The organism is Mucilaginibacter lappiensis (assembly GCF_050433765.1).
GTDB lineage: Bacteria > Bacteroidota > Bacteroidia > Sphingobacteriales > Sphingobacteriaceae > Mucilaginibacter > Mucilaginibacter lappiensis_A.
On record NZ_JBNPWP010000002.1, the window covers coordinates 225,907 to 249,352 of the forward strand.

General features: G+C 41.6%; 19 protein-coding genes. 6 read left to right on the forward strand and 13 right to left on the reverse strand.

Annotated elements, in window-relative coordinates:
- Nucleotides 1-10 precede the first annotated feature (10 nt).
- A complete protein-coding gene (gene cysD / locus M2273_RS06415) occupies nucleotides 11-916 on the reverse strand; it encodes a sulfate adenylyltransferase subunit CysD (protein ID WP_429394427.1) in 906 nt (301 codons plus the stop codon).
- Between the two features lie 330 nt (nucleotides 917-1,246).
- Here cysD and rfbA point away from each other — a divergent pair, with 330 nt between their 5' ends.
- Entirely contained in the window at nucleotides 1,247-2,107 is an 861-nt protein-coding gene (gene rfbA, locus M2273_RS06420; protein ID WP_429394429.1) for a glucose-1-phosphate thymidylyltransferase RfbA, read from the forward strand.
- A 123-nt stretch (nucleotides 2,108-2,230) separates the two neighbouring features.
- On the opposite strand, the gene miaA is transcribed toward rfbA, so the two are convergent.
- From miaA to M2273_RS06455, 7 genes are all read right to left on the reverse strand, one after another.
- Nucleotides 2,231-3,154 carry a tRNA (adenosine(37)-N6)-dimethylallyltransferase MiaA gene (gene miaA, locus M2273_RS06425; protein WP_429394432.1) on the reverse strand — a complete coding sequence of 308 codons (924 nt, stop codon included), beginning with the start codon at nucleotides 3,152-3,154 and terminating at the stop codon, nucleotides 2,231-2,233.
- Nucleotides 3,155-3,330: 176 nt separating this feature from the next.
- Complete coding sequence (locus tag M2273_RS06430; protein ID WP_429394435.1) at nucleotides 3,331-3,987, reverse strand: IS1096 element passenger TnpR family protein; 657 nt, start codon at nucleotides 3,985-3,987, stop codon at nucleotides 3,331-3,333.
- A 34-nt stretch (nucleotides 3,988-4,021) separates the two neighbouring features.
- Nucleotides 4,022-5,440 carry a CCA tRNA nucleotidyltransferase gene (locus M2273_RS06435; protein ID WP_429394437.1) on the reverse strand — a complete coding sequence of 473 codons (1,419 nt, stop codon included), beginning with the start codon at nucleotides 5,438-5,440 and terminating at the stop codon, nucleotides 4,022-4,024.
- Between the two features lie 152 nt (nucleotides 5,441-5,592).
- Nucleotides 5,593-6,159 (reverse strand): L-threonylcarbamoyladenylate synthase, encoded by a 567-nt coding sequence (locus M2273_RS06440; protein WP_429394440.1) that lies wholly within the window; start codon nucleotides 6,157-6,159, stop codon nucleotides 5,593-5,595.
- Nucleotides 6,152-7,141, reverse strand: a complete 990-nt coding sequence (locus M2273_RS06445) for a glycosyltransferase family 9 protein (RefSeq protein ID WP_429394442.1) — start codon at nucleotides 7,139-7,141, stop codon at nucleotides 6,152-6,154. Before M2273_RS06445 ends, M2273_RS06440 begins: the two co-directional genes overlap by 8 nt.
- Nucleotides 7,142-7,221: 80 nt before the next feature.
- Nucleotides 7,222-8,037, reverse strand: coding sequence for a 2,3,4,5-tetrahydropyridine-2,6-dicarboxylate N-succinyltransferase (locus M2273_RS06450; RefSeq protein WP_429394444.1), 816 nt, complete (start codon nucleotides 8,035-8,037; stop codon nucleotides 7,222-7,224).
- Between the two features lie 100 nt (nucleotides 8,038-8,137).
- Nucleotides 8,138-8,692, reverse strand: coding sequence for an RNA polymerase sigma factor (locus M2273_RS06455; RefSeq protein ID WP_429394446.1), 555 nt, complete (start codon nucleotides 8,690-8,692; stop codon nucleotides 8,138-8,140).
- Between the two features lie 382 nt (nucleotides 8,693-9,074).
- Here M2273_RS06455 and M2273_RS06460 point away from each other — a divergent pair, with 382 nt between their 5' ends.
- A complete protein-coding gene (locus tag M2273_RS06460) occupies nucleotides 9,075-9,488 on the forward strand; it encodes an RNA-binding S4 domain-containing protein (protein WP_429394448.1) in 414 nt (137 codons plus the stop codon).
- Between the two features lie 78 nt (nucleotides 9,489-9,566).
- On the opposite strand, the gene M2273_RS06465 is transcribed toward M2273_RS06460, so the two are convergent.
- A complete protein-coding gene (locus M2273_RS06465) occupies nucleotides 9,567-10,046 on the reverse strand; it encodes a nucleoside deaminase (RefSeq protein WP_429394451.1) in 480 nt (159 codons plus the stop codon).
- A 130-nt stretch (nucleotides 10,047-10,176) separates the two neighbouring features.
- Complete coding sequence (locus tag M2273_RS06470) at nucleotides 10,177-10,770, reverse strand: OmpH family outer membrane protein (RefSeq protein WP_429394453.1); 594 nt, start codon at nucleotides 10,768-10,770, stop codon at nucleotides 10,177-10,179.
- A 403-nt stretch (nucleotides 10,771-11,173) separates the two neighbouring features.
- Between M2273_RS06470 and gyrB the strand changes: the two genes are divergently transcribed.
- The 3 genes from gyrB (at nucleotide 11,174) to M2273_RS06485 (ending at nucleotide 14,259) form a co-directional block, all read left to right on the forward strand.
- On the forward strand, nucleotides 11,174-13,132 hold the full coding sequence (gene gyrB / locus M2273_RS06475; protein ID WP_429394456.1) for a DNA topoisomerase (ATP-hydrolyzing) subunit B: 1,959 nt from the start codon (nucleotides 11,174-11,176) through the stop codon (nucleotides 13,130-13,132).
- A 129-nt stretch (nucleotides 13,133-13,261) separates the two neighbouring features.
- The gene (locus M2273_RS06480; RefSeq protein WP_429394459.1) at nucleotides 13,262-13,600 is read left to right on the forward strand and encodes a PadR family transcriptional regulator; all 339 of its coding nucleotides are present in this window, start codon (nucleotides 13,262-13,264) and stop codon (nucleotides 13,598-13,600) included.
- The gene (locus M2273_RS06485; protein ID WP_429394461.1) at nucleotides 13,597-14,259 is read left to right on the forward strand and encodes a hypothetical protein; all 663 of its coding nucleotides are present in this window, start codon (nucleotides 13,597-13,599) and stop codon (nucleotides 14,257-14,259) included. Before M2273_RS06480 ends, M2273_RS06485 begins: the two co-directional genes overlap by 4 nt.
- A gap of 47 nt (nucleotides 14,260-14,306) precedes the next feature.
- Here M2273_RS06485 and M2273_RS06490 read toward each other — a convergent pair whose 3' ends face one another.
- Entirely contained in the window at nucleotides 14,307-14,744 is a 438-nt protein-coding gene (locus tag M2273_RS06490; protein WP_429394464.1) for an aspartyl protease family protein, read from the reverse strand.
- 240 nt (nucleotides 14,745-14,984) lie between these two features.
- Here M2273_RS06490 and M2273_RS06495 point away from each other — a divergent pair, with 240 nt between their 5' ends.
- Nucleotides 14,985-15,659, forward strand: a complete 675-nt coding sequence (locus M2273_RS06495) for a class I SAM-dependent methyltransferase (RefSeq protein WP_429394467.1) — start codon at nucleotides 14,985-14,987, stop codon at nucleotides 15,657-15,659.
- A 72-nt stretch (nucleotides 15,660-15,731) separates the two neighbouring features.
- Here M2273_RS06495 and M2273_RS06500 read toward each other — a convergent pair whose 3' ends face one another.
- Nucleotides 15,732-18,014 carry a BamA/TamA family outer membrane protein gene (locus tag M2273_RS06500; protein WP_429394470.1) on the reverse strand — a complete coding sequence of 761 codons (2,283 nt, stop codon included), beginning with the start codon at nucleotides 18,012-18,014 and terminating at the stop codon, nucleotides 15,732-15,734.
- 4 nt (nucleotides 18,015-18,018) lie between these two features.
- The gene (locus M2273_RS06505; protein WP_429394472.1) at nucleotides 18,019-23,229 is read right to left on the reverse strand and encodes a translocation/assembly module TamB domain-containing protein; all 5,211 of its coding nucleotides are present in this window, start codon (nucleotides 23,227-23,229) and stop codon (nucleotides 18,019-18,021) included.
- Between the last annotated feature and the right edge of the window lie 217 nt (nucleotides 23,230-23,446).

Here is a 23,446-nt window from a genome sequence, read left to right on the forward strand (position 1 = left end):
TCGATACTCTTTAAAAATAACCTTGTTTTTTTCTGTCTTCCATGGAGGTATCAGAGCGTTTATCATCACTCCTGTTACCACGCTCAGTACTGCGCGTGGCCGATACTTCGGCTACAATTTTTTCCAATGTATCTGCCTCAGATTCAATACCACCGGTAATGGTGATATCGCCCAGGGTACGGAAACGCATCAGTTTGTTTTCAATGGTTTCGCCATCGCGCAGCACCAAAAACTCAGATGCAGGTAACCAGGTACCATCACGGTAAACGGCTTCGCGGTTGTGAGCAAAGTAAAGGGAAGGAATGGCGATATTTTCCTGCAGAATATAGTTCCAGATATCCATCTCGGTCCAGTTACTGATCGGGAACACCCTGAAATGCTCACCCATTCTTTTACGGCCGTTAAAGATATTCCAAAGCTCGGGACGCTGATTTTTAGGGTCCCACTGTCCAAACTCGTCCCTGTGCGAAAAGAAGCGTTCCTTTGAACGTGCTTTTTCTTCGTCACGGCGGGCGCCACCTATGGCAGCGTCAATTTTATGATGTTCAATAGTATCCAGTAATGAAACTATTTGCAGCTCGTTTCGGCTTGCGTTAATACCACTTTCCTCAACAGCGCGACCCTTGTTAATGGCCTCCTGTACCGAGCCTACAATAAGCTGTACACCCAGGTCGGCTACCAGGTTGTCTCTGAATGCCATTGTTTCGGGGAAGTTGTGTCCGGTATCAATATGTATCAGCGGCATTGGTATTTTGGCCGGCCAAAAAGCCTTACGGGCCAGGTGGGTTACAACAATCGAATCCTTACCGCCCGAGAACAGTATAGCAGGACGATCAAATTGGGCCACAACCTCTCTTATAACGTAAATGGCCTCTGATTCTAATTCCTGCAGATGAGTAAGATAATATTTGTGCATGTTCAATAAAAAACCGCTAAATCCACCTAAATAGTAGTATTTAACAATCAAACTGCAATATTAACAATTTATGCTCATTAAATTGTTATCTAATCTATTTTAAACCTGAAAATTAGTCTTCGGTAATTATAAATTTATAAGATGTTCCGTGATTTAAAAAGCAGTGGATATTAATTGGAAATATACCAGTTATATTGTTCTATATTAAACTAAAGGCAGCTAACAGCAATAACAGAACTCTACGGTTAAAATATGATATTATAAAGTTTGCTTATGAGTTATGCGTAAAAAATAATTACTTTTAAAAATCTATATAATACAAGTTAATCTATGAAGGGAATTATTTTAGCAGGCGGATCAGGGACAAGGCTTTATCCGATTACCCGGGCAATAAGTAAACAGCTAATGCCTATTTACGATAAGCCGATGATCTATTATCCATTATCTGTTTTAATGCAAGCAGATATCAAAGAGATACTGATTATCACTACTGCCGAGGATAATGAAGGGTTTAAACGCTTGCTTGGCGATGGTACCGAATTGGGTTGCCATTTTGAATATGCTATACAGGAAAAACCAAACGGACTTGCACAGGCTTTTGTAATTGGCGAAAAATTTATAGGCGATGATAAGGTTGCCTTAATACTGGGCGATAATATATTTTACGGGACTGGCTTCACCGAATTGATTCGCAGCTTTAATGATGTGGATGGTGCAGCTATTTTTGCCTACCATGTGGCCGACCCTGAACGATATGGGGTGGTTGAGTTCGATGATGATTTTAAAGCTTTATCTATTGAAGAAAAACCGGCTAAGCCAAAATCAAAATTTGCTGTACCGGGATTGTATTTTTATGATAATAGCGTAATCCAGATAGCTAAGGACCTTGAGCCTTCGCCGCGCGGTGAGTATGAAATTACCGATGTAAATAAATACTATCTGGAACAAGGAAATTTACACGTTGGAGTGATGGATAAAGGTACCGCCTGGCTGGATACCGGAACTTTTGATTCACTGAGCGATGCTACCGAATATGTGCGTGTAATTGAAAAACGCCAGTCGTACAAAATTGGCTGTATTGAGGAGGTAGCTTACCGTCGTGGTTTTATTAACGACGAACAGTTGAAGTTGCTGGTAGATAAGTATTTAAAAAGCGGCTACGGCAGGTATTTGCAAAGTTTGCTGTCCTGACGCAGTAGATATCAAAATTAGTAAGTCATCCCGAATTTATTTCGGGATCTCACATGCAGGGTAGGGTGTTCATCTTGTATGTGGGATGCTGAAACAAGTTCAGCATGACTGCTTGATTAAAAACTAAACAGCTTGTTTTTCTACCGTGCTTATCATCTGATCAAGCAAGTCCGGTTCGTTAGCCTGGAACCAATGGAATGAGCTATCTTTTCTGAACCAGGTGAGCTGCCGTTTGGCAAATCGCCTCGTGTTTTGTTTTATCATTTCAATGGCTTTATCAAGACTGGTTTTGCCGTCAAAATAATCGAACAGTTCGGTATAGCCAACCGTGTTTAGTGCGTTAAGGTGGCGGTAGGGGAGCAGCGCGCTTACTTCGGCAAGCAGGCCTTGTTGTACCATGATATTAACCCGCTCATTAATACGGTTATATAGTACTTCGCGCGGCAGGTTTAGGGCCAGTTTAATGATATTAAATGACCGCTTGTTTACTGTGGCCTGCCGGTACGATGAAATGGGTTTGCCCGAACTTTCGAAAACCTCCAAAGCCCTGATGATGCGCTGTGGATTGCCCAGGTCAACCTCTTCATAATAAACAGGATCGGCAAGTTTTAGCTTTTGCTGCAAACTTTCAATGCCTTTTTCTTCCAGTTCCTTGTTTAGCTTTTCCCTTATGGATGGGTCGGCAGTTGGCAGATCGTCAAAACCTTCGCAAATGGCTTTAATATACAAACCTGAGCCACCTGCCAAAATTACATGATCATGTGTTTTAAAAAGTTCATCCAGCAATGCAAGACCCTGTTTTTCAAAATCGCCTACAGAAAAAGGTTGGGCTATGGAATGCGAATCAATAAAATAATGCTTTACCTCGGCTAACTCCGCCGCGTTTGGTTTGGCCGTACCAATAGCCATCTCCCTGAAAAACTGTCTTGAATCGGCCGAGACAACTACGGTGTTAAAATGCTTTGCTAATTCAATTGCCACTGCCGTTTTACCCACGGCCGTAGGGCCTGCAACTACTATGAGGGTTTTGTGGGTGAGTTGGGGCATGATTAGCAGTTGGTAATAGTAAAAAACGCGTCATTGCGAGGAACGAAGCAATTAGCCCCACCCAACCCTCCCCGGAAGGGAGGGCTTAAAACTAAAAGTCTCCCCTACTGGGGGAGATTTAGAGGGGGCTTCCTCGCAATGACGGGGGTATAGTGAATATATATTGCTAACTTAAATTAATAATCGTCACCACGATGTGGTTTGTCATCATCCTCAAAACCTTCGTCGTCGGCAAATTCGTTTCCAAACTCATCGTCTTCTTCTTCTCCCTCCTCCGCATGTTTTTCTTCCGGCAATTCATCTACCCCTGTATCTGTTACTTCAGAAAAATCTTCAGTGTCTTCCGGGTTAAAGGCCATTTCGTTCAAGAAGTCGAAATCCTCGTTTGTTGGAGGGATTACGGTAGGGTTAAATACGTTACCAAATTGTTTAGGCGCTTCGCCAACTGATTTTATAACAGCAGGATAAACAGTGCCCGGTGTTTCGTCTAAAATGATCTTCATCAGTTCAACGTGAAAATCAAACGGGCGGTCAAAATTGAATGTATAGTAAAATTTTTGATGCGGGTCATCTATAAAACTCAGCAGCTTTACCTTGTTCATTAAAGATACACCACGGTCAATCCTTTTTTGATTTGGTAAATAAGTAATTTCTTCGCCTTTTGTCCATTGATCATTGCTGATATAAAAAGAGGAGGAAAACTCGGGATTATAACCGGTTGACTGGTGTATTGCGCGGTGAAGATCCTCGAAGGTTTGATTTGATTTTACATCAATCTCTCTCATCACGTCATCATAATCTTCGAAAGTAACCCTAAACCTGTATAGTGCCATTGTTTTAGTAAATTTTGGGGACAAAAATAATCTTTTAATTCAAATTTGTGTCTGCCACAACTTTTAAGCCAATTTCCAAACCTTTGGCAATTGTAAAGTTAATGGCAGCTTCGCGTGTGTTCGGAATTTCGCCTTCCAATATGGCTTCGCGTATCTGATTTTTGATAATTCCCACTTCCCGGCCTTCTTTTAAGCCAAAAAGCTGCATAATATCAATGCCGGTGACTGGTGGTTGCCAATTTCTGATGTTATCGCGCTCTTCAACATCCTTTAATTTTTGTTGAACAAGCTCAAAATTGTTACGATATTTTTTAACCTTATATTCGTTTTTTGTTGTTATGTCTGCTTTACACAACAACATTAAGCCTTCAATGTCATCTCCCGCCTCAAAAAGTAACCTGCGCACTGCCGAATCAGTAACAATGGATTGCGATAGTACAATAGGGCGTAAATGCAGCTGTACCAGTTTTTGTACCTGCTTCATTTTTTCGTTAAGCGGCAGTTTTAACTGAGCAAATATTTTAGGTACCATGCGTGCGCCGCGGTCTTCATGGCCATGAAATGTCCAGCCGTGGCCAGGTTCAAAGCGTTTAGTGGCGGGTTTGGCAATATCATGCAAAATGGCAGCCCAGCGCAGCCAAAGGTCGCCGGTGGTTTCGCAAATATTGTCTAACACCTGCAAGGTATGATAAAAATTATCCTTATGGCCCTTTCCATCAATATAATCAACCCCGTACAGGTTGCTCATTTGCGGAAATATTTTATGCAGCAAGCCGGTATCAAACAAGTAATTAAAGCCTATAGATGGTACGGGCGACAGGATGATCTTATTCAGTTCATCGGTTATACGTTCCTGCGATATGATGCTGATACGGTCGGCATTGTTTTTAATGGCATCCACAGCAATATCATCTATCCTGAAATTAAGCTGTGATGCAAACCTGATGGCCCGCATCATGCGCAGGGGGTCGTCAGAAAAAGTTTCGGCTGGATTAAGGGGTGTTCTGATCAGTTTTTTCTCCAGGTCGGCTATGCCATTAAACGGATCAAGCAGTTCGCCAAAGGTATCAGGATGCAGGGAGATAGCCAGCGCGTTGATGGTAAAATCACGTCGTTTCTGATCATCTTCCAATGTTCCGTTCTCCACAATGGGTTTGCGGGAATCCAGGCGGTACGATTCTTTCCTGGCACCTACAAATTCGATCTCCAGATCCTGGTATTTGAGCGATGCCGTACCAAAGTTTTTATATACGGCAACTTTTACTTTGAGTTTAGCCGCAACAGCTTCGGCAAATGCAATACCATTACCTATAATTACTATGTCGATATCCTTGGATGGACGATTTAAAAAAATGTCGCGCACAAAGCCGCCAATAGCATATACCTGTAGCTCATGTTGAGCTGCGAGTTTTGATATTATAGAAAATACTGGATGCTGCAGGTGGGCTTTCATGGGTTTTAATAAAATGCTAAGCTCTAAAACCTAAATTCTAAAACAAAGTTCAAAGGTAATGGTAAATTTTAAATTGTCTGAACCATGATTCGTAGGATTAAGGGATTACCTGGATTTTTATTTTATCCTTTATCTTTTGTCCTTCGTCTGATCTATCTTCTTATAAATTCAAACCGGCCATCAGGTGCCAGTTTCATAATGGTAGAAGGGTTTTTAATCTCTTTGCTATGCTGGTCAATATCAACTACATAATCAACCCCATCAATAATCTCCTGGTCTATTTGCGAAAAGTATTGCGGCGAAGGTTTACCACTAATATTGGCTGATGTTGATACCAGGGGCTTGCGCAACCTTTGTATCAGCTGCTGGCAAAACTGGTTACTGGTTACCCGTATAGCAATACTGCCATCGGCAGCTATTAATGCCGGCGAAATATTTTTGGCGCCCGGCATTACCAGGGTTAAAGGGTTTTCGGCATATTCAATGAGGTCATATGCCAGGGGATTAACCTCGCTTACATAGCTTTCCAGCTTGTTTTCGGTATCCAGCAAAATGATCATGCTTTTGGCTTCATCACGTTGTTTTAGCTGGTATATCTTTTGTACGGCTTCGGTGTTGGTGGCATCACAGCCAATACCCCAAATGGTATCGGTAGGATACAGGATGATCCCGCCTTCCTGTAATATTTTAAAAGCTTTGGCAACTTCGTCTCTAAGCATGGTTTAAATATAAGCTTAACGCGTTTATAATTTGCAATTCATCCAGCAGTTCCATACACTTGGGTACGCCGTAAAGTTTGCAGGTATTGCGCACACAAGGCTCGCAGGTTAGTTTACCATAACGCAGTACAGTTAAATTTTGTTTGTTATAAGGTGCCGTATTATGCTCATTACCTGCACCAAATAATGCTATAACAGGGGTGCCTACACTATTGGCCAAATGGGCCGGTCCCGAGTCGGTTGTTAGCATGGCGGTGCTTTGAGCCATCAGATTGCATAAGCCGGGCAGATCTGTTTTGCCTGCATAGTTCTCTAACCGGTCGGAATTTTCAGATCCGATGATCAATTGGCTTACAAATACCGCCTCTTTTGACGAACCAATAAGGCAAAATGTGGTATTTGTAAAAGTGGAGGTTAAGGTATTAAGCAAGGCCCGTCCTTTATCTAAAGGCATCCTGCGCGATGAAGCTTCGGAATTAAAATTGATCAATACCTGGTTTGTTTGCTTTGGGCTGGTTGTTACTGCATTTAACTTTACCGGTTCATGGGGCAGGGTTTTACCGGTAAACTGCTCCAATAAGGAGACATATTCATCAACCCGATGCACATTTGCCGGCTTTTTATACGAGTTGGTGAGCAAAAAAGAGCCACCCTCTTTACCAAAGCCTACCCGTTTTTTTGCTGATGTAGCCCATCCCATTACAAATGACGAAAGTGATTGTGGCAAGTTAAAAAACAGATCATATCGCTCGGTTCGTAATTTTTTACCGAAACGGTAAACACCGCTTAGTCCGCTAAATTCCTGTTTCGAAAATGGGTGGATCTGTGTTAAGCCCGGTATGAGCGGGACTATATTGCTCAGCTCTTTTTTGATGATCGCATCAATTTGAGCATCAGGATAAAGCTGCTTTACTGTCGCGACGAAAGCTGTACTCATTACTACATCGCCAAGCCAGTTAGGCAGCCTTATCAGTATCTTCATTTTAGTTTTGAGTTATGAGTGGTGAGTTATAAATAGTAAATTTTGTAATAAATACACATTACTCATCACTCCAAAACTTATTAAACGGCTACATTGTTTTCGCGCAGGGCGTCGTTCAATGATGTTTTTTTATCGGTTGATTCTTTACGGGTACCAATGATCAGGGCGCATGGTACCTGGTAATCGCCGGCAGGGAATTTTTTGGTATATGAACCAGGAATAACTACTGAACGTGCCGGTACACGGCCTTTGTACTCAACCGGGGTTGATCCTGTTACGTCAATGATCTTGGTTGACGCGGTTAAAACCACGTTTGCGCCCAATACAGCTTCGTGTTCCACATGCACTCCTTCCACCACAATTGCGCGTGAACCTATAAAACAGTTGTCTTCAATAATAACAGGAGCAGCCTGTAAAGGTTCCAGCACACCGCCAATACCAACACCACCGCTTAAATGTACATGCTTACCTATTTGCGCGCATGAGCCAACGGTTGCCCAGGTATCAACCATAGTACCTTCATCAACATAAGCGCCAATGTTTACGTATGATGGCATCATAATAACACCTTTTGCAAGATGAGCACCATAACGGGCAATACCATGAGGTACTACACGTACGCCGGCTGCTTTATAGTCGGTTTTCAGTTTCATTTTATCATGAAACACAAAAGGGCCAACTTTAATTTCGCTCATTTCGCGGGTAGGGAAATATAGCACTACCGCTTTTTTAATCCACTCATTTACGTGCCAGCGTGAACCAATAGGCTCAGCTACTCGGATCTCGCCTTTATCCAATCGCTCAATAACGGTTTCAATGGCGGTAGTATACTCATTATAGTTTAGCAGATTCCTGTCATCCCAGGCATCTTCAATCAGTTTTTTAAGATCTTGCATCGGTAAAATTAAACTTTTGGCAAATTAAAGGAATTTTAGGGAGATTTGTTTTGAATTAGCTTAATGCATGTTAATTCTTTGTTTTAATGATCTCCATGTATCAATTTAAATGGTGAAGAGTATATCCGGCTTCAAAGATCATTTTCTTTAATTTCCTTCGGGCCCTGAATAAGCAGATTTTTGAAGAACCTATACTTATGGCTAATCTATTTGAAATATCTTTATGAGAGAGACCATCCAGCGCGTATAGATAAAAAACAGTCTTTTCTGTTGCTGGTAATTTTTCTATGATATTGATAAGTTCCTGGTATAGTAAATTCCGATCCGGTAGCTCATGATGAACAATATTTTCTGCGGTATCTATATCTTGCATCATGGCCATTTTTAAATTACTTCTCCGATAACTCAATGAAGTATTGATCATGATCCTGCCAATCCAGCCTTTAAATGAGCGATCTGGCTGATAGCGGTGCAGATTGCTGAATACTTTCATAAAACCGCAGTTCATTACTTCGGCAGCCTCGTAATTGTTGTTGGTATATCTTCTGCATATCCTCATGGCAAAACGGTAAAAGGTATCATAAAGTAATTGTTGGCACTGTTTTTTTTCTGCCAGGCATCCTGATATCAGTTGCTCTGGATCTACTAATTCCATACTGTGTTATTTTATTTTTCTGACCCCAGATAGCCCCGATATGTATATCAGGAACAAAAAAGCTTGATTTAAAGGATCTGTTTTTCATCATGGCTACTAAGATCAGAACGGGGGCAAAGTTCAAGCAAGCGGATATTATCGTCAATCACCTAAAGTGGGGATATAAGCATCAGCTATTTTTTAATAACATTAAGGACTTGTGTTGTTCACCAATTTCTTATGATGACGGGGAGTATACAGGTGGAAAATAAAGAATGGAAGTTTATACCTCTGATTGACTGTTATTTCGTGGAGTAAATGAAAAAATTCTTTATTCCAAAACATAAAATTCAAAGCCGTTTAGTGTTAAGGATTTCATAATTTTGGAATTGATTTTTTACTCATGCCCGAAAAAGAAAAACTTAGAATAGATAAATACCTGTGGGCCATCAGGCTTTTTAAAACCCGCACCCTGGCATCTGATGCCTGCAAGGCCGGGCGCGTAAAACTGGATACTAAAAATATCAAGGCATCGTACGAAGTGAAAATTGGCGATACATACCAGGTATCAAAGGGGCCGGATAAAAAAGTGATCCGCGTTACCGGTCTGCTCGAAAACAGGGTAGATGCAAAAAAAGCAGTTGATTATTACCTGGATATTACCCCGGTTGAACAAACACAGGCCTTTAAATCTATGTTTCATGCTCCCATACTTAAACGCGACCGTGGTACAGGCCGGCCAACCAAGCTTGACCGCCGGGAAATTGATGATTTGAAGGATAACTTTTTTGAGGATAAAGAGGAAGAAAAGGAATAGGTAAATTTGAAGATTCTTCGATTTGAAAATGCACGTTAGTTATTTTCAAATCCTCAAATTAACCCATTTTCAATTGCATTAATAATCAGTTTTATTCTCTGTTGTTTCCCAAAGTTTAAAGGCAGACAAGGCCTCATCACGCAGTAATTGTACAAAGGATAGTTTGCGGTTCGCCATCGGGCTTCCCAGCTCATTGTAAATAAAATGATCATCGAAACCGATGGCCGCGGCGTCGGCTTTGGTATTGGCATAATACACCTTATCTATACGAGCCCAGTAAATGGCTCCCATGCACATGGGGCAGGGTTCGCAACTGGTATAAATTTCGCAGCCTGTCAAATCATAAGTTCCCAACTCCTGGCAGGCCAGGCGTATTACCGAAACCTCGGCATGTGCGGTTGGATCATTTGTGGGCACAACACGGTTAGCACTGCGGGCCAGGATCATGCCATCCTTAACTATAACAGCACCAAATGGCCCTCCCATACCTTGCTTTACATTATACTCGGATAGCTCAATAGCTATCCGCATAAATTTTTCATGTGCTGTATTTTCCATATTCTCCTAAATTAAAAAACCCCAACGATAGTTGAGGTTTTTATAAGTTAATATTTTGTGATTTTTTTATTTAAGATCACTTAGATTTTATCTGCACATCTGCACATCAAAAATCTGCACATCTGAAATATTATTTTTTATCCTTAGCGTAAGCGTCATTTAGCCTTTTAACAACATCAGCAGTAACATCTAATGTTGCATCGCCATATAATACAGTTGGGTTGGCTTTTGAAAAAGTTAACACCAGTTTATAGCCTTTTTCTTTAGCATAGGTCTTTGTAAAATCGGCAATTTTATCATAAAGCTTGGTGTTTTCAGTAGCCTGTGATTGTTGAAACTCGGCAGTAGCATTTTGCTGATAGCCTTGTAATTCCTGTTGTTTACGTTGTAAACGTTGCTCAGTAGCCTGGCGCTGATCGGCTGCCAGGGTAGCCGCATTTTTTTGGTAATCGGCAACTTCACGCTGAAAAGCCTGTCCTTTAGCCTGAAGATCGCTTTGAGACGATTTGCCTTTATCTTCCAAACGCTTGTTCATATCCTTTGCATAATCATACTTGCTTAACAAAGAGTCTGAATTGATATAAACGATAGTTTCTTTGCTATCGCCAGTTGCAGCGGCGGCGGCCGGTTTGTCGGCAGTTTTATTTTGATTGCAGGCGGCTATGCTTCCGGCAATTAATATCCCTAATGTGAATTTTGTTAAAATTGAAGCCGTAGTTTTCATTTAATAATTGATTTTTTCGTGTTTATGTTAGCTGGTGCAATTAAAAATTACGCCGTTTTTTATTCTTTATTTTAATTTCTGTGTGCAATTATAACGTTTTGTTAAGGTTGCACAAGCAGCTTTATCTTTTTAAAGTAAAAATTTTGACAAAGATAACCTTTCATGGCAAGTATCCTAATCAGATGTGATAGATGTGCAGATTTCAAATGTGCAGATATGCAGATGAGAACTCTATCAATTCATAAATTATAAAATTTCGGATCACGCAAACTCATCTGCACATTTGAAATCTGCACATTTGCACATCAATCATTATTTGCACATTTGTGTTCATTTTTATCAACAACTAATCGTTAATTCGGAGTTAATTTCGTATTTTTGAAGGTTGTTGTATTAAATAAATATGAGCGAAGAAAATCAGGACAAATCCAATTATTCAGCAGATAATATACAGGTATTAGAAGGTTTAGAGGCGGTACGTAAACGCCCATCCATGTACATTGGTGATACAGGCGTTAAAGGCTTACACCACCTGGTATATGAGGTAGTTGATAACTCTATTGACGAGGCGCTTGCCGGCCACTGCGATACTATAAAAGTCACCATATTAAAAAATAACGGAATTAGGGTTGAAGATAACGGCCGCGGTATCCCCACAGGGATAACCACCAAAGAACAGCGGTCGGCATTGGAGATAGTAATGACGGTATTGCACGCCGGTGGTAAGTTTGATAAAGATACTTACAAGGTATCGGGCGGTTTGCACGGTGTGGGTGTAAGTTGCGTTAACGCGCTTTCGACCCACTTGCAGGCTTTGGTTTACCGTGAAGACAAAATATGGACACAGGAATACGAAAAAGGTAAGCCTCAGTATGATGTTAAAACCATTGGTGATACCGAAAAACGTGGTACTACCATCATTTTTCAACCCGATCCGGAGATATTTACCCTTACTACCGAATATAAGTATGATACGCTTGCCGGTCGTTTACGTGAGCTTTCATTTTTAAATAAAGGTATCCGCCTTAGTTTAACTGATGAGCGCATTCCTAACGAGGATGGTACTTTCATATCAGAGGAGTTTTATTCAGAAGGTGGTTTACGTGAGTTTGTTAAGTTTTTAGATGGCACACGTTCAACCATCATCCCTAATCCTATTTACCTTGATGGTATTAAAAATGGTATTCCGGTTGAGCTTGCCTTTCAGTACAATGATACTTACTCCGAGAATGTTTTCTCGTATGTAAATAACATTAATACTATTGAAGGTGGTACTCACGTAGCAGGTTTCCGCAGGGGCTTAACCCGTACCTTAAAGGCATACGCCGATAAATCGGGCTTGTTGAAAAACATGAAGATCGAGATTACCGGTGATGACTTCCGTGAGGGCTTAACCGCTGTAATTTCGGTAAAAGTTCAGGAACCTCAGTTTGAAGGCCAAACCAAAACCAAATTAGGTAATAATGAGGTTATGGGTGCTGTTGATATAGCAGTTGGCGAAATTTTGGGTAACTACCTGGAAGAAAATCCTAAAGAGGCCAGACTGATTGTTAATAAAGTAATACTTGCCGCTACTGCCCGTGCCGCTGCCCGCAAGGCCCGCGAACTGGTTCAGCGCAAGAGCGTAATGACAGGATCTGGCTTGCCGGGCAAGCTGTCTGATTGTGCCAATAACGATCCGTCACTTTGCGAGCTATACCTTGTAGAGGGTGACTCGGCGGGTGGTACCGCCAAACAGGGCCGCGACCGCGAATACCAGGCTATTTTACCTTTAAGAGGTAAAATCCTGAACGTGGAAAAGGCCATGGAGCACAAGATATACGAAAACGAAGAGATCAAGAATATGTTTACCGGTCTTGGCGTAAGCCGCGGTACACCTGAAGATGATAAGGCGCTTAACATAACCAAACTGCGTTACCACAAGATCATTATCATGACAGATGCCGACGTGGATGGTTCACACATTACAACGCTGATCCTTACCTTCTTTTTCCGTTATATGAAAGAGCTGGTTGAAGCAGGTTATGTTTACATTGCATCACCGCCGTTGTACCAGGTTAAAAAAGGTAAAGAATCTGAATATTGCTGGAACGATGTACAGCGCGATGCCGCTATACAACGCTTAAAAGGCGGCGGTAAGGAAGATAGCGTTCACGTACAACGTTATAAAGGTTTGGGTGAGATGAATGATATCCAACTTTGGGATACCACCATGAACCCGGCAACACGTACTTTAAAACGTGCTACCATTGAAAACGCTGCCGAGTGCGACCATACCTTTAGTATGTTAATGGGCGATGAAGTTGCCCCACGCCGCGAGTTTATTGAGCGTAATGCTAAATATGCTAAGATAGATACATAGGAAGCCCCCCTGCCCCTAAAGGGGGAGTAAATATTTAAGCCCTGCTTTAGTTAAAGCGGGGCTTTTTTTACGCTTTTAAATTTATATACATAATTTTGTTATGTATATAAATAATATTACATTTGATATATGAGTACCAACCCATTGCTGAAAGGCACGCTGCAAACTATTATTTTAAAATTGTTGGAAGATAATGCAGAGATGTATGGATATGAAATTACGCAAAAGGTAAAAGAGGTTACTGCTGGCGAGATCATGCTTACCGAGGGAGCGTTATACCCGGCATTGCATAAACTGGAAGCCGATGGTTTTTTAGAAACATTTACCCAGGTAGTTGATAACCGCGTTCGTAAATACTATCGCCTTACGGAAGAAGGCGGCAAGGAAGCCACCGCGAAACTGAGCGAGGCACAATTGTTTATTGATCAGCTACAAATGTTGTTAAACCTTAAACCGGCTGTAAAATGAAACTATCGGCAGAAGAGTTAAAATGGATTGATGAGCGTATGAAAACATACCAGATCAAACACGGGGAGATCTACCATGAAATTCTTGACCACATCATATCTGCTATGGAACAAAAGCGCGAAGTGGGCGACAATAGGAATATGGAAACCCTGTTTCAACAAGTGGTTGACGGGCATTTTGGAGGGGATGAGGGTGTACAAGATCTTGCGATTAAGCAGGATGACATTTACAAACAAAGTATACTAAAACGATGGCTGCAAAGTTTTAAACATTACCTCACCTGGCCCATGCTGGGCTTTACAATGGCGGTCCTGTTTTTAAGCCTTAAGCTGCCCGACGTTATGCAGGTAAAATTATTTTTATTGATTGTGTGTATGTTATTGTGCTGTTCGCCGGGTATGTATGCGTATTTTTCGTTAAAAGGAAGAGTATTGAAAAGCGTTGAAGGTAAACAATCATTTTTAAAAGCCCATTTAATTGCAATGGTATGCACACCGTCTGGTTTGTTTGGTGTACTAACCCTTAATTCTCCGTGGAGTTTTATTGACTATTTATCACCAAAAATATTTGTGGCGACCATGATGCTATTTGCATTGGTGAACCTTGCCACCATACACTTTTGCAGGCAGTTTACAGCGTTAAACCCAGCAACCAAATAACCTGAAACCAGAAACAGTTTTTTAATTAGAGAATTTTAAGCCCTGCTTTATTTATAGCGTGGCTTTTTCAATTTCATCACCTGCTTGCCATAATCAATTACCGCTTTATATTTCATCAATATGTCACCGCCCAAAACACCTAATACCTGCGGGTGGCCCATTTGGTTATAGGCTATGTTGATGGTCGACAGATCTAAAACGGCTACTTCAAAATCGGCTATGGGCAGGCTGCCAATAAACATACCGCTTATAATTGCCGTGAACGATTCCATGCTGTTGGTACCTAAACCAGTTGAGAGCCTGTCGCTGGCTAATATGTTGGTAGTTTCATTGGCCTCGAAAAGGGCGGTGCGGTCAAACGCTGTTTTTGATGCGCCGGTATCCAACACCATGATAAAAGCTTTTCCGAACAGGGTAATTTCAAGCAGAGGGTGAAAGCCGTCGTCATGCAGGTCAATGATCTGGAGCGGAATAGATATAGTCATCTGATAATGATAGTAATTTTATTCAATAATCCGGGAAATCGACAGCTCAATAATTAAAACAAATACTTACTTATGGTTTAGTTTGGTTAAAAATGTAAAGTTTTATACAAAAAGTGTAAAGTATATTGAACATGCCCGCACATATATATATCTATATATTTATTTTATAGATGTTTAAATCATAAGCTTCTGTATTGACGTTCAAATTAACTTATAAATCTGTTTACCTGTTAAACAAATATGGAAAGAGAAGTTATTAAAGACATAGTGGCCTGGGATATTGTAAACTGGTCAAGCGCTATTAAGTACTGGGAAGATAATGCTCAGGTTACAAATAAAAATTATGAATGCCTGGAGTTAGGGTCAAGTAAAGGAGGAATGTCTCTGTGGCTTGCGTTAAATGGTAACAATGTGTTATGTACAGATCTTAACGGACCTGAAGCTGATGCCCATCGTATACATGAAAAATATAGATGTACCCCCAGAATTACCTATGCCGCTATGGACGCTACCAATATTCCGTATGAAAACCATTTTGATGTGGTTATATTTAAGTCGATAGTAGGGGGCATTAGTAGCGGTAACCAACAGAACAAAGCAAAAACGCTGAATGAAATCCATAAAGCGCTTAAGCCAGGAGGGAAGTTGCTGTTCGCAGAAAATTTGGAAGCTACTTTTTTACACAAGATATTGAGGAGAAATTTTGGAACAAAAGGCTGGAATTATTTAACGTTCGACGAGATAAATGATGTGTTTTCATCTTATAATAAAGTGCATTACAAAACCACTGGTTTTTTTGGGTGCATGGGCAGGAACGAATGGCAGCGTAATTTTTTAGGAAACATAGATAACATGCTTAGCTGGGCCATCCCCAACAAAAGCAAGTACATAGTAATAGGCGTAGCCGAAAAATAATTATTGAATTATTGCCTGCAAGTCAGTATTTCAATCTTAACCTCAATAATTCGCCAATTCAATAATTCAAAATTAAAACGGATAACCGATAGCCAGGTTAAACACAGCATACCGCGAATTAAAACCCCAGCGTTGCCCTTCAGGTAAGTATGGTGTACGGAGCGGATAACCCATATCGGTGCGTAACACCAATACAGATAAGTCAAAGCGCAAACCAAAGCCGGCGTCAACAGCCAGGTTATTCACAAAGTTTTTATTAAAAGCAGACCCTGGTCTGCTGCCGGTATGCAACAGCCAAATATTACCAGCATCTACAAATAAAGCACCACGCACTATACTGAACAGTTTTGGCCGGTATTCCACATTCGCTTCAATTTTTATATCACCTGACTCATCCGGAAGAAAATCGCCTGATTGGATAAGCGCTCTCGGATCATAGGACCCGGGACCTAATGAGCGCGCCTGGAAACCGCGTAAACTGTTTGGTCCGCCTATGAAAAACTGCTGGCTGTAGGGTAACTGGGTAGAGTTACCATAAGGGAGGCCAACACCTACAATCAGCCTGCTGGCAAAAGTGCTGTTGGGCCCGGTTTTATGAAAATACCTGATCTCGTTTTCCAGTTTCACATACTGGTTAAATATAGCTCCAAAAAGCTTACGTACTTTACCTCCTGTGGTATCGGCACCGGTAATTAAACCATAAATGTTATTTGATAAACTTACTTTACCATTATAATATATGCTATTGGTACGGTAATCTTCGGTAGTATTGGTAAAAGTATAACCGTAGCTCGGGCCTAAAGTGAATTGCTTATCAATAACATGCTGCAATGCAGGATTTCGCGGTGTGCCGGGAGGCTTGTTTTTATTGCTGATGCTATCCAGATAAAGCTGCGATACACTTTGCGGATTAACAAAGGTTACATTCAATATATTAAGCTCATGTGTGCGGTGCACATTCTCCTTCCACTGGTAGCCAAACGACGCATTAAATGAATTTAGCGTATATAGTTTCTGACGGTTAACCAGCGTATATCCTAATGTCAGGTTAGTATGCGGTATATAGGCATTATCGGCTTTGGGATAAATAGGGCTGATAAATCGTGGCCACGAAAGCGTTGTGGTTATACCAGCCTGGTATACGTTAAAGCCATTGTTATCACCGCCCACTTGAACGTCGGTACTACCAAATAAGGTCACCTTTAAAGCCTCGCCGCCTTTAAATGCGTTGCGGTTAAGCCAGTTAATGTTTATCTGCGAGCCCGTATAATTTGCCGATGTGGTACGGCCCAGTATTTCCAGCTGTAATGATTTCTTTTTGTAAGGCGTTAAAAAGTAAAACACATTTAGTTTTGATGAATCGGTTGATACATCCTCAAACCTGTTCTTCACAAATTTGTAAGGCCCCAGGTTAACAAAGCGGTTTAAAGAGTTGTTATGTTCTGTGCGGTTATATACCCCGCCTGGTCGCATTAAAACCGTGTTGGCAAAAATATAGCTGTTTACGGTCTTTCTTTTTTCTATGATGTTATACCAACGGTATTTCTGTGCCTTATCCAGATTAAGGGAAGTATCGCGCAGGGAGTAGCTGGGGTACACATAAATATTATCAATGGTATAAATAGTTTTAGCCTTGTCGGCGGTGCTTCTTTTAACAGCTACAAAAATATCAACCTGGTGACCGGCTATGCTGCTGTCAACCCGCATGATCAGGTTTTCGGGAGCAAAATAATAATAACCCTCTTCCTTTAAGCGTGCATCAATCCGCAGGCGCTCGTTTTTAATTACGTCCAGATTGTAATTATCTCCGGGTTTTAAGAAGGTTTTGGCAGCAGTCCCGGCAACAGCGGTATCAATGTTTTCTTTCCCTTGCGGAAACATCACCTTTCGTATTTTATACCCTGGTCCGGTTACGGCTGTATACACAGCCTTGGCTGTTTTTTTCTTACCTACTGTATCGCCCGTAACCTGTGCCTGGAAGTAACTTTTGTTTTGCAGCCTGTTTTGCAGTATACCACTGTTTTTTTCCAGATCCACAGAACTTACCAAAACAGGAGGCTCACCAAACTTGGTATTGAGCCAGTGTGCAAGGCCTTTTGTTTTTTTAGTACGTGTTTTATTATATATCCATAGTTTTACCCTTAAACCCAGTATGGAACCGTTGGGTTTAGGCCGCAGCAAAAGCTGCAGCTCATCGCTTAATGCGCTGGCATCACTCTTTTTGATATCCTTATCCTGAATTTTCACCTCGCCGCCGGTATACAGTTTCTGGCCGGGAGCCAGATACTTGGTAGCACTGCAGGCACTCAGTAAAAAAACAGATAGTATTACTATATATCTTAAGTGTTTGCTCATAAACTTAGTTTGTAGTAGGCGTTTGTTTTTTTTGCTCTGGCTCTTTTTGTTCTTCTGCTTTCACTGCATCATTTTGCGCTTTTGCTGCAGCATCATCCGCCGCTTTTTTCTTTTCTTTTTCCTGCTGCTGGTAACGACGGCGTAATGCCCGTTCTTCCTGTGTGCGCTTCCGGAATATTTCTTTAAAACGATTATAATCAACCGTTAGGGTAAATCCTAAACCGGTTTCAACGATCTGCCCCTGTATCACAATAAATTCATCGCGGCGATAGGCGCGCAGGGCATAGCGGCCATCTTTGCTTAGTTTATAGTTTACAGATACATCACCCGCAATATTGGCTGCTTTTTGCCCTGCCTGGTTGCCTTCCAGGTTAAAGTTATTGCCGACGCTCACGGTAAGTCTGTCGTTCAGGAAACGTTTGGATAAGCCCACATTCAGGTCCGTTCGGTTGGTTGCCGTGCCCGATGAGTAATCCTCGCCTGATGTAAGCCCAAAGTTCAGATCCACTCCGGCAATCAGGTTACCTGCCAGCCTGTTCAACTGGTCTGATAGCAGGCTGCTTACGCTGTTCCGTACCAATCCTTCGGCTGTGGTGCCTGCGCCCAGGCTTTGTAAGGGATTATCGCCAATAAAATGGCCAAGTACCAATACCCCAAGTACCTGTTTATTCATTTCATTAGGGTCCTGCCTAACCTGGGCCAGGCGGGTATTAACAGTATTGGTTACCTCGCTTGATACCGAGTAATTGCTATCAGGCAATACGATATCAAAGCTGATGTCGGGTGTAAGCAGCTGGTTTTTAAGGTTCAGGTTTACATTAAAGGGCAGCTTTTGCTTGTATTGAACCTGGTTTTCGCCTGTTAACTGATTTTCAACCAGGTCAATAGGTGGTACGTTGGCCACATAAATGGCGGTAAGGTCAATATTGGCGCTGGTAGGGTCGCCGGTCCAAACTATGGTACTGCCTTTTTTAAAGTTAAATTTACGTTTTACAGTAGCGTACGACAGATCATACGAGCCCGAATTTACCTCATAAGTCCCGGTTAGGTTAATTTTACCGCTTGGATCAATAGCGGCATTTAAACTTGCTTCACCTTTCAGGTGTACTATGTCGCCATTGGCTTCGTCAATCACAATGGTAAAGGCCGCGTTTTTATCTACATTAATAGTTGCCGATACATCCATCCCCGTAACCTCTGATTTTTTCAGAGAATCAAGCCGTCTGGCCAAAAGGATCGAATCTAATTTAGGCGCATCCTTGTTTATAAACACAACCACACCCTTACGATCCTCAACACTTGGGTCGGTAGTGGGCAGCACTATTGTCAGGTCGGTTTTTTCATTTACCGTCAAATTGGCATCCACTACGGGTTTGGTCATATTGCCACGTATTTTAACGCGGGTATCCATAAACAACTTGCCATAGTACAGTTTATTATCTGCCTGAGTTGAGTTGATCACCCTGAAATTCCTGGCGTTGATATCCAGGCCAAACGCAAAATCAGTATAAGTTTTGGTATAAACACTACCGCTCACAACTGCCTTGCTTCCGGTAGAATCAACCAGGGTAAAATCATTAAAGCGGATGCCTTCGTCATTAAAAGTGATGCTCTCCTGCGGCATCCGGAAGTAGGAGTTGAGCATAGCCACATTAAAGCCAACTTTATTAAAATGAACATCGCCCCGTACTGCGGGTGCATCGGTAGTGCCTGTTATTTTTAATTGGCCTGTGATATTGCCCGATGAATTGCGCAGGCTGCCAAAACTAAAGCCTTCAATACTCTTCATGCTCAGGCTAACAATGTTCAAATTCATATCAAACTTGCTTTCGGGGCTGGTGTAATATAAACCGTTAAGATCAACCTGATTGCCCTTGCCTGTAATGCTCATGCTGGCAGCGTAAGCGTTTTCGGTTTGGTTATTTACCTTGAGCGCGATGTTACCTACGGTATCTCCTTTAAAACTAAAATCGTTCACATTAATGGCCGCGGTAAATACCGGCGATTGCTGGAAATTGCTGATCTCAGCATTACCATTAATTGTGCCGCCCACCAACAGGGAGTCCTGTTGGGCTATTTTGGTAAGCGTTTCTATCTTAAAATTGTTAAAGTTAACAGTAACAGGAGCGTCAAATTCCTGCGGATTGCTGTTAATACTGAGTACTTGGTTGCTGTTAGTAATGGTAAAGTTATGCGCCAGTATGCCTTTAGGGCCATATTGCAGCGAGTTATCTGCATTAACGGCCCATTTAGTGTAATCAAGCAGCAGGCCGTCCTGCAAAAAGCTAAACTGGTATTGGTTTGGTAAAACGCTGAATACACCCGCAAGCCGGTAACGGTCTTTTTTTGCTTTATCACGCACCTGCAGGTTCACATTCAGCTTGTTGTTTTGGGCGCTGCCCGATAAGCTGGTGTACAACAGATCTAAAGACGAACCTACTTTAACTTCATCAACAGCAAAATTGTAGTTAAGGGCATTGTTGCCGGTGTTAATAGCCAGTGTTACATTATTCACTATGTTGGTGCCATAAACAACCTTTGGCATCGATCCGTTGACCACCAATTCACCGGTTTGACTGTTAAAGCTGCCTTTCAGCAATACGGGATCAAGCTGTTTCAGGTCGGGCGCAAACTGGGTAAGCAGTGGTGTTTTAACCAACTTTGCATCAAACACAAATTGCTGCGGGGAGTATTTGGGCTTTGTTACTGGCAATGTTGCCTTTGACTTTTGACTTTTAATTTTTGACTTTTGACTTTTTTCAGCTACCTGCTGGCCACCCGCTATGTCGGTGTTGAAATATTTGTTGATCACATCCTGCACAGCATCGCCTATTTGGGTAAGCTTGTATTTACCGGCCATTTGGGCTGTCATAACAGGTGTTTTTAAACGCAGGGTACTGCTATCGGCATTGGCTGTCGATTTTAGGCTTACGGTATCCATCTGGATGCGTTGCCCTTTATTTATCACCAGCAGTTCGGTAGCCAGTATATCGGCATTCAGGTAATCAGGATCAGCAGTAGGTACGTTGGCCACCATTTTGCCATGAAAACGCATATCGTCCTTAACAAAATTCAGTTTTTGCAGGTTGATGCTATCAACCAGTAAAGTTCCATTAACCGATGGGTATTTTCTGTTGAGGTAAGCTTTGGCATCCAGACTAAAATTAATGTTAGGGTCTTTCATGCGGGCAATGGCTGTATAATTGCCATTGCTGGAGCTGCCTTTTAATACCAGATTTTGATAGGTATAGCCCTTTACGTAAGCTTTGGCCAGGTTACTATTAAATTGGATGCTGGCTTTCTTCGGATCAAGGCTTACCCCTTTCAGGTCGGCGCTCATGGTTATTTTACCAACCATTTGCGGTTGCTTGGTTAATGCGCCCACATTAAGATCATTAGCTTTGATATTGGCAGTATAACGTTCGGCGCCTTTATGCTGGCCATTTTTCATTGACGCGACCAGGTCAACCGCGCCATAACTGGAACGGAGCCCCATTTTGGTGTCAAAATTGGTCATGCCGCCCTTAAACGTGCCTTTCAGGTTCATCTTTTCAGGAATGCTTACATTGGGCGGAATGCTGCCGGCCGGGGCCAGTTTGGTAATATCGTTGCGGGTGGTTGTAAAATCGGCAATGTTGACATCAAAGTAAGCTTTGTTCACATCGGGCAAACCTTTCATTTTGGCTGATCCCTTAATGTGTGTACTGCTCAGGCCGGTAACCTCCAGGCTGGGGATATTGAGGTTATTCACCTGCCCGCTAACCTTGCCGTTTATTTTGAAAACCGTACCCGGCGAGCTTTTAAAAGGTTCCATGGTTGCCATAGTGGGCATCAGCAATAAAACATCTTTTAAACCTAAACGGCTGCCATCTAAATTGGCATTAATACCCAGTTCGCCAATATTTTTGGTGATGGCGTCAATTGACGGGTATCTTACCTGTACTGATTTTTGCAGAATGGTTTGAGGGGTCTCCAGTAGCAGATCGTTCATGTAAGCATTGGTTGGACCGTAAAAGAATGCTGTATGGAACTTGTTGATCTTTAAACCGCTTTTTTCATTAAAGGAAAAGGAATTTATTTTACCCGAAATGGTATCAGGGCTGTAGGAAATGTTTTCGGCTTGGGCGTTAAGGTTGCGCATATCCATGTGCCCAAAGTCAAGCCCTTTTTGTATGGCTTTTTGCGCTTCGTTATCAAACTTTATATGATCATTGGTAAAACTTACTTTACCCAAAGTAACTGCCCATTTTGATGTTTGCGGCGATGAAACCAGGGTATCAAGTTTCTTGATAGTTTTTACAACCGCTTTTTGTACAGTTTTGGGTTTGGCCAGGCTCAGGGCAGCTTTGGTATCATTCAGTTCGATGTTTTTAATGCCTACCTTTTGGTTTTTAAGATCTATCTTATCCATGTCAACCAAAAGCTTGTTCAGGTTAACATTGGCGCTCATTTCGCTGCTGCGGTAATCAACCTTTATTTTTGATACATCAATAATCCCCAAATTAAGGTCCATGTTAAGGGGCTTGGTGGCGGTGTCAACCGCGGCGGCCTGTGCAATTGACGAGCCTGCAGGGGTTTGAATAATACGCGCGTTAACATCAGACAGGGTGATCCTGGGTATGGTAAATTTCATTTTATCCATATCAAAATCCTTTATCCGGGTATCAAAGTGACCCAGTAAAAAACGCACATCGTTGCCTGTGGTTACATCCTTATATTTGATATTGATCCGGTCGAGATTGATCTTATCCAATGAGAACTTCATGGTTGATGTAGTATCCTCGGGCTTAACCTCTTTTTTTTGCTCACCAACAAAAGCGTTGATAATGTAATCGAAATTAAAAACACTGTCGGCCCCGCGGCTTACATTGGCGGTAATACCCTGCAGGTTAATTTCATTGATCTCTACCTTATTATGAAGCAGTTTAAACAGACTGATATCAACCTTTAATTTATCGCCTGCTATAAGCGTGTCTTTTTTCTGATCTTCAAAGTAAACATCCTGCAATATCAGCAGTTTGGGCAAGCCTAAGCTAATGTGGCCAATTTGTACTTTAGTGTGAATTTTCCCCTCTAAAAAATTTACGGCTTTATTTTTAACGAAATTTTGCACAGCAGGAACCTGTATTAAAATAACTACAAGCAGCACCAGGAAAATGACACTTGTAATTATCCAGAGTATTGTTTTTAGGGCTATTCGTCCAAATTTTTTCAATTGTATAAATTTTTCAAAGGTTATGCTGTTTTTATATATAAACTATCAAATAGTATGCTAAATACCTATTTTGATGATCCCGGTTCAAGTTACACACAATCATCTAACCCCTCTGCCCATAGATGAAAAATTATTAAAGAGCATAGTTTTTCAACACTTGACCACCCGGACTTGTTTTTTAATAACTTTGTATTTCTACCAGATTTTTGTTGAAACG

Excerpts from the sequence above, each read along its gene's own strand:
- M2273_RS06450 (WP_429394444.1), bottom strand. The coding sequence starts at position 8,037 with ATGCAAGATCTTAAAAAACTGATTGAAGATGCCTGGGATGACAGGAAT.
- M2273_RS06490 (WP_429394464.1), bottom strand. The coding sequence starts at position 14,744 with ATGACTATATCTATTCCGCTCCAGATCATTGACCTGCATGACGACGGC.
- gyrB (WP_429394456.1), top strand. The coding sequence starts at position 11,174 with ATGAGCGAAGAAAATCAGGACAAATCCAATTATTCAGCAGATAATATA.
- M2273_RS06460 (WP_429394448.1), top strand. The coding sequence starts at position 9,075 with ATGCCCGAAAAAGAAAAACTTAGAATAGATAAATACCTGTGGGCCATC.
- M2273_RS06495 (WP_429394467.1), top strand. The coding sequence starts at position 14,985 with ATGGAAAGAGAAGTTATTAAAGACATAGTGGCCTGGGATATTGTAAAC.
- M2273_RS06465 (WP_429394451.1), bottom strand. The coding sequence starts at position 10,046 with ATGGAAAATACAGCACATGAAAAATTTATGCGGATAGCTATTGAGCTA.
- M2273_RS06500 (WP_429394470.1), bottom strand. The coding sequence starts at position 18,014 with ATGAGCAAACACTTAAGATATATAGTAATACTATCTGTTTTTTTACTG.
- M2273_RS06480 (WP_429394459.1), top strand. The coding sequence starts at position 13,262 with ATGAGTACCAACCCATTGCTGAAAGGCACGCTGCAAACTATTATTTTA.
- cysD (WP_429394427.1), bottom strand. The coding sequence starts at position 916 with ATGCACAAATATTATCTTACTCATCTGCAGGAATTAGAATCAGAGGCC.
- M2273_RS06470 (WP_429394453.1), bottom strand. The coding sequence starts at position 10,770 with ATGAAAACTACGGCTTCAATTTTAACAAAATTCACATTAGGGATATTA.
- M2273_RS06435 (WP_429394437.1), bottom strand. The coding sequence starts at position 5,440 with ATGAAAGCCCACCTGCAGCATCCAGTATTTTCTATAATATCAAAACTC.
- M2273_RS06445 (WP_429394442.1), bottom strand. The coding sequence starts at position 7,141 with ATGAAGATACTGATAAGGCTGCCTAACTGGCTTGGCGATGTAGTAATG.
- M2273_RS06440 (WP_429394440.1), bottom strand. The coding sequence starts at position 6,159 with ATGCTTAGAGACGAAGTTGCCAAAGCTTTTAAAATATTACAGGAAGGC.
- M2273_RS06430 (WP_429394435.1), bottom strand. The coding sequence starts at position 3,987 with ATGGCACTATACAGGTTTAGGGTTACTTTCGAAGATTATGATGACGTG.
- M2273_RS06485 (WP_429394461.1), top strand. The coding sequence starts at position 13,597 with ATGAAACTATCGGCAGAAGAGTTAAAATGGATTGATGAGCGTATGAAA.
- miaA (WP_429394432.1), bottom strand. The coding sequence starts at position 3,154 with ATGCCCCAACTCACCCACAAAACCCTCATAGTAGTTGCAGGCCCTACG.
- M2273_RS06455 (WP_429394446.1), bottom strand. The coding sequence starts at position 8,692 with ATGGAATTAGTAGATCCAGAGCAACTGATATCAGGATGCCTGGCAGAA.
- rfbA (WP_429394429.1), top strand. The coding sequence starts at position 1,247 with ATGAAGGGAATTATTTTAGCAGGCGGATCAGGGACAAGGCTTTATCCG.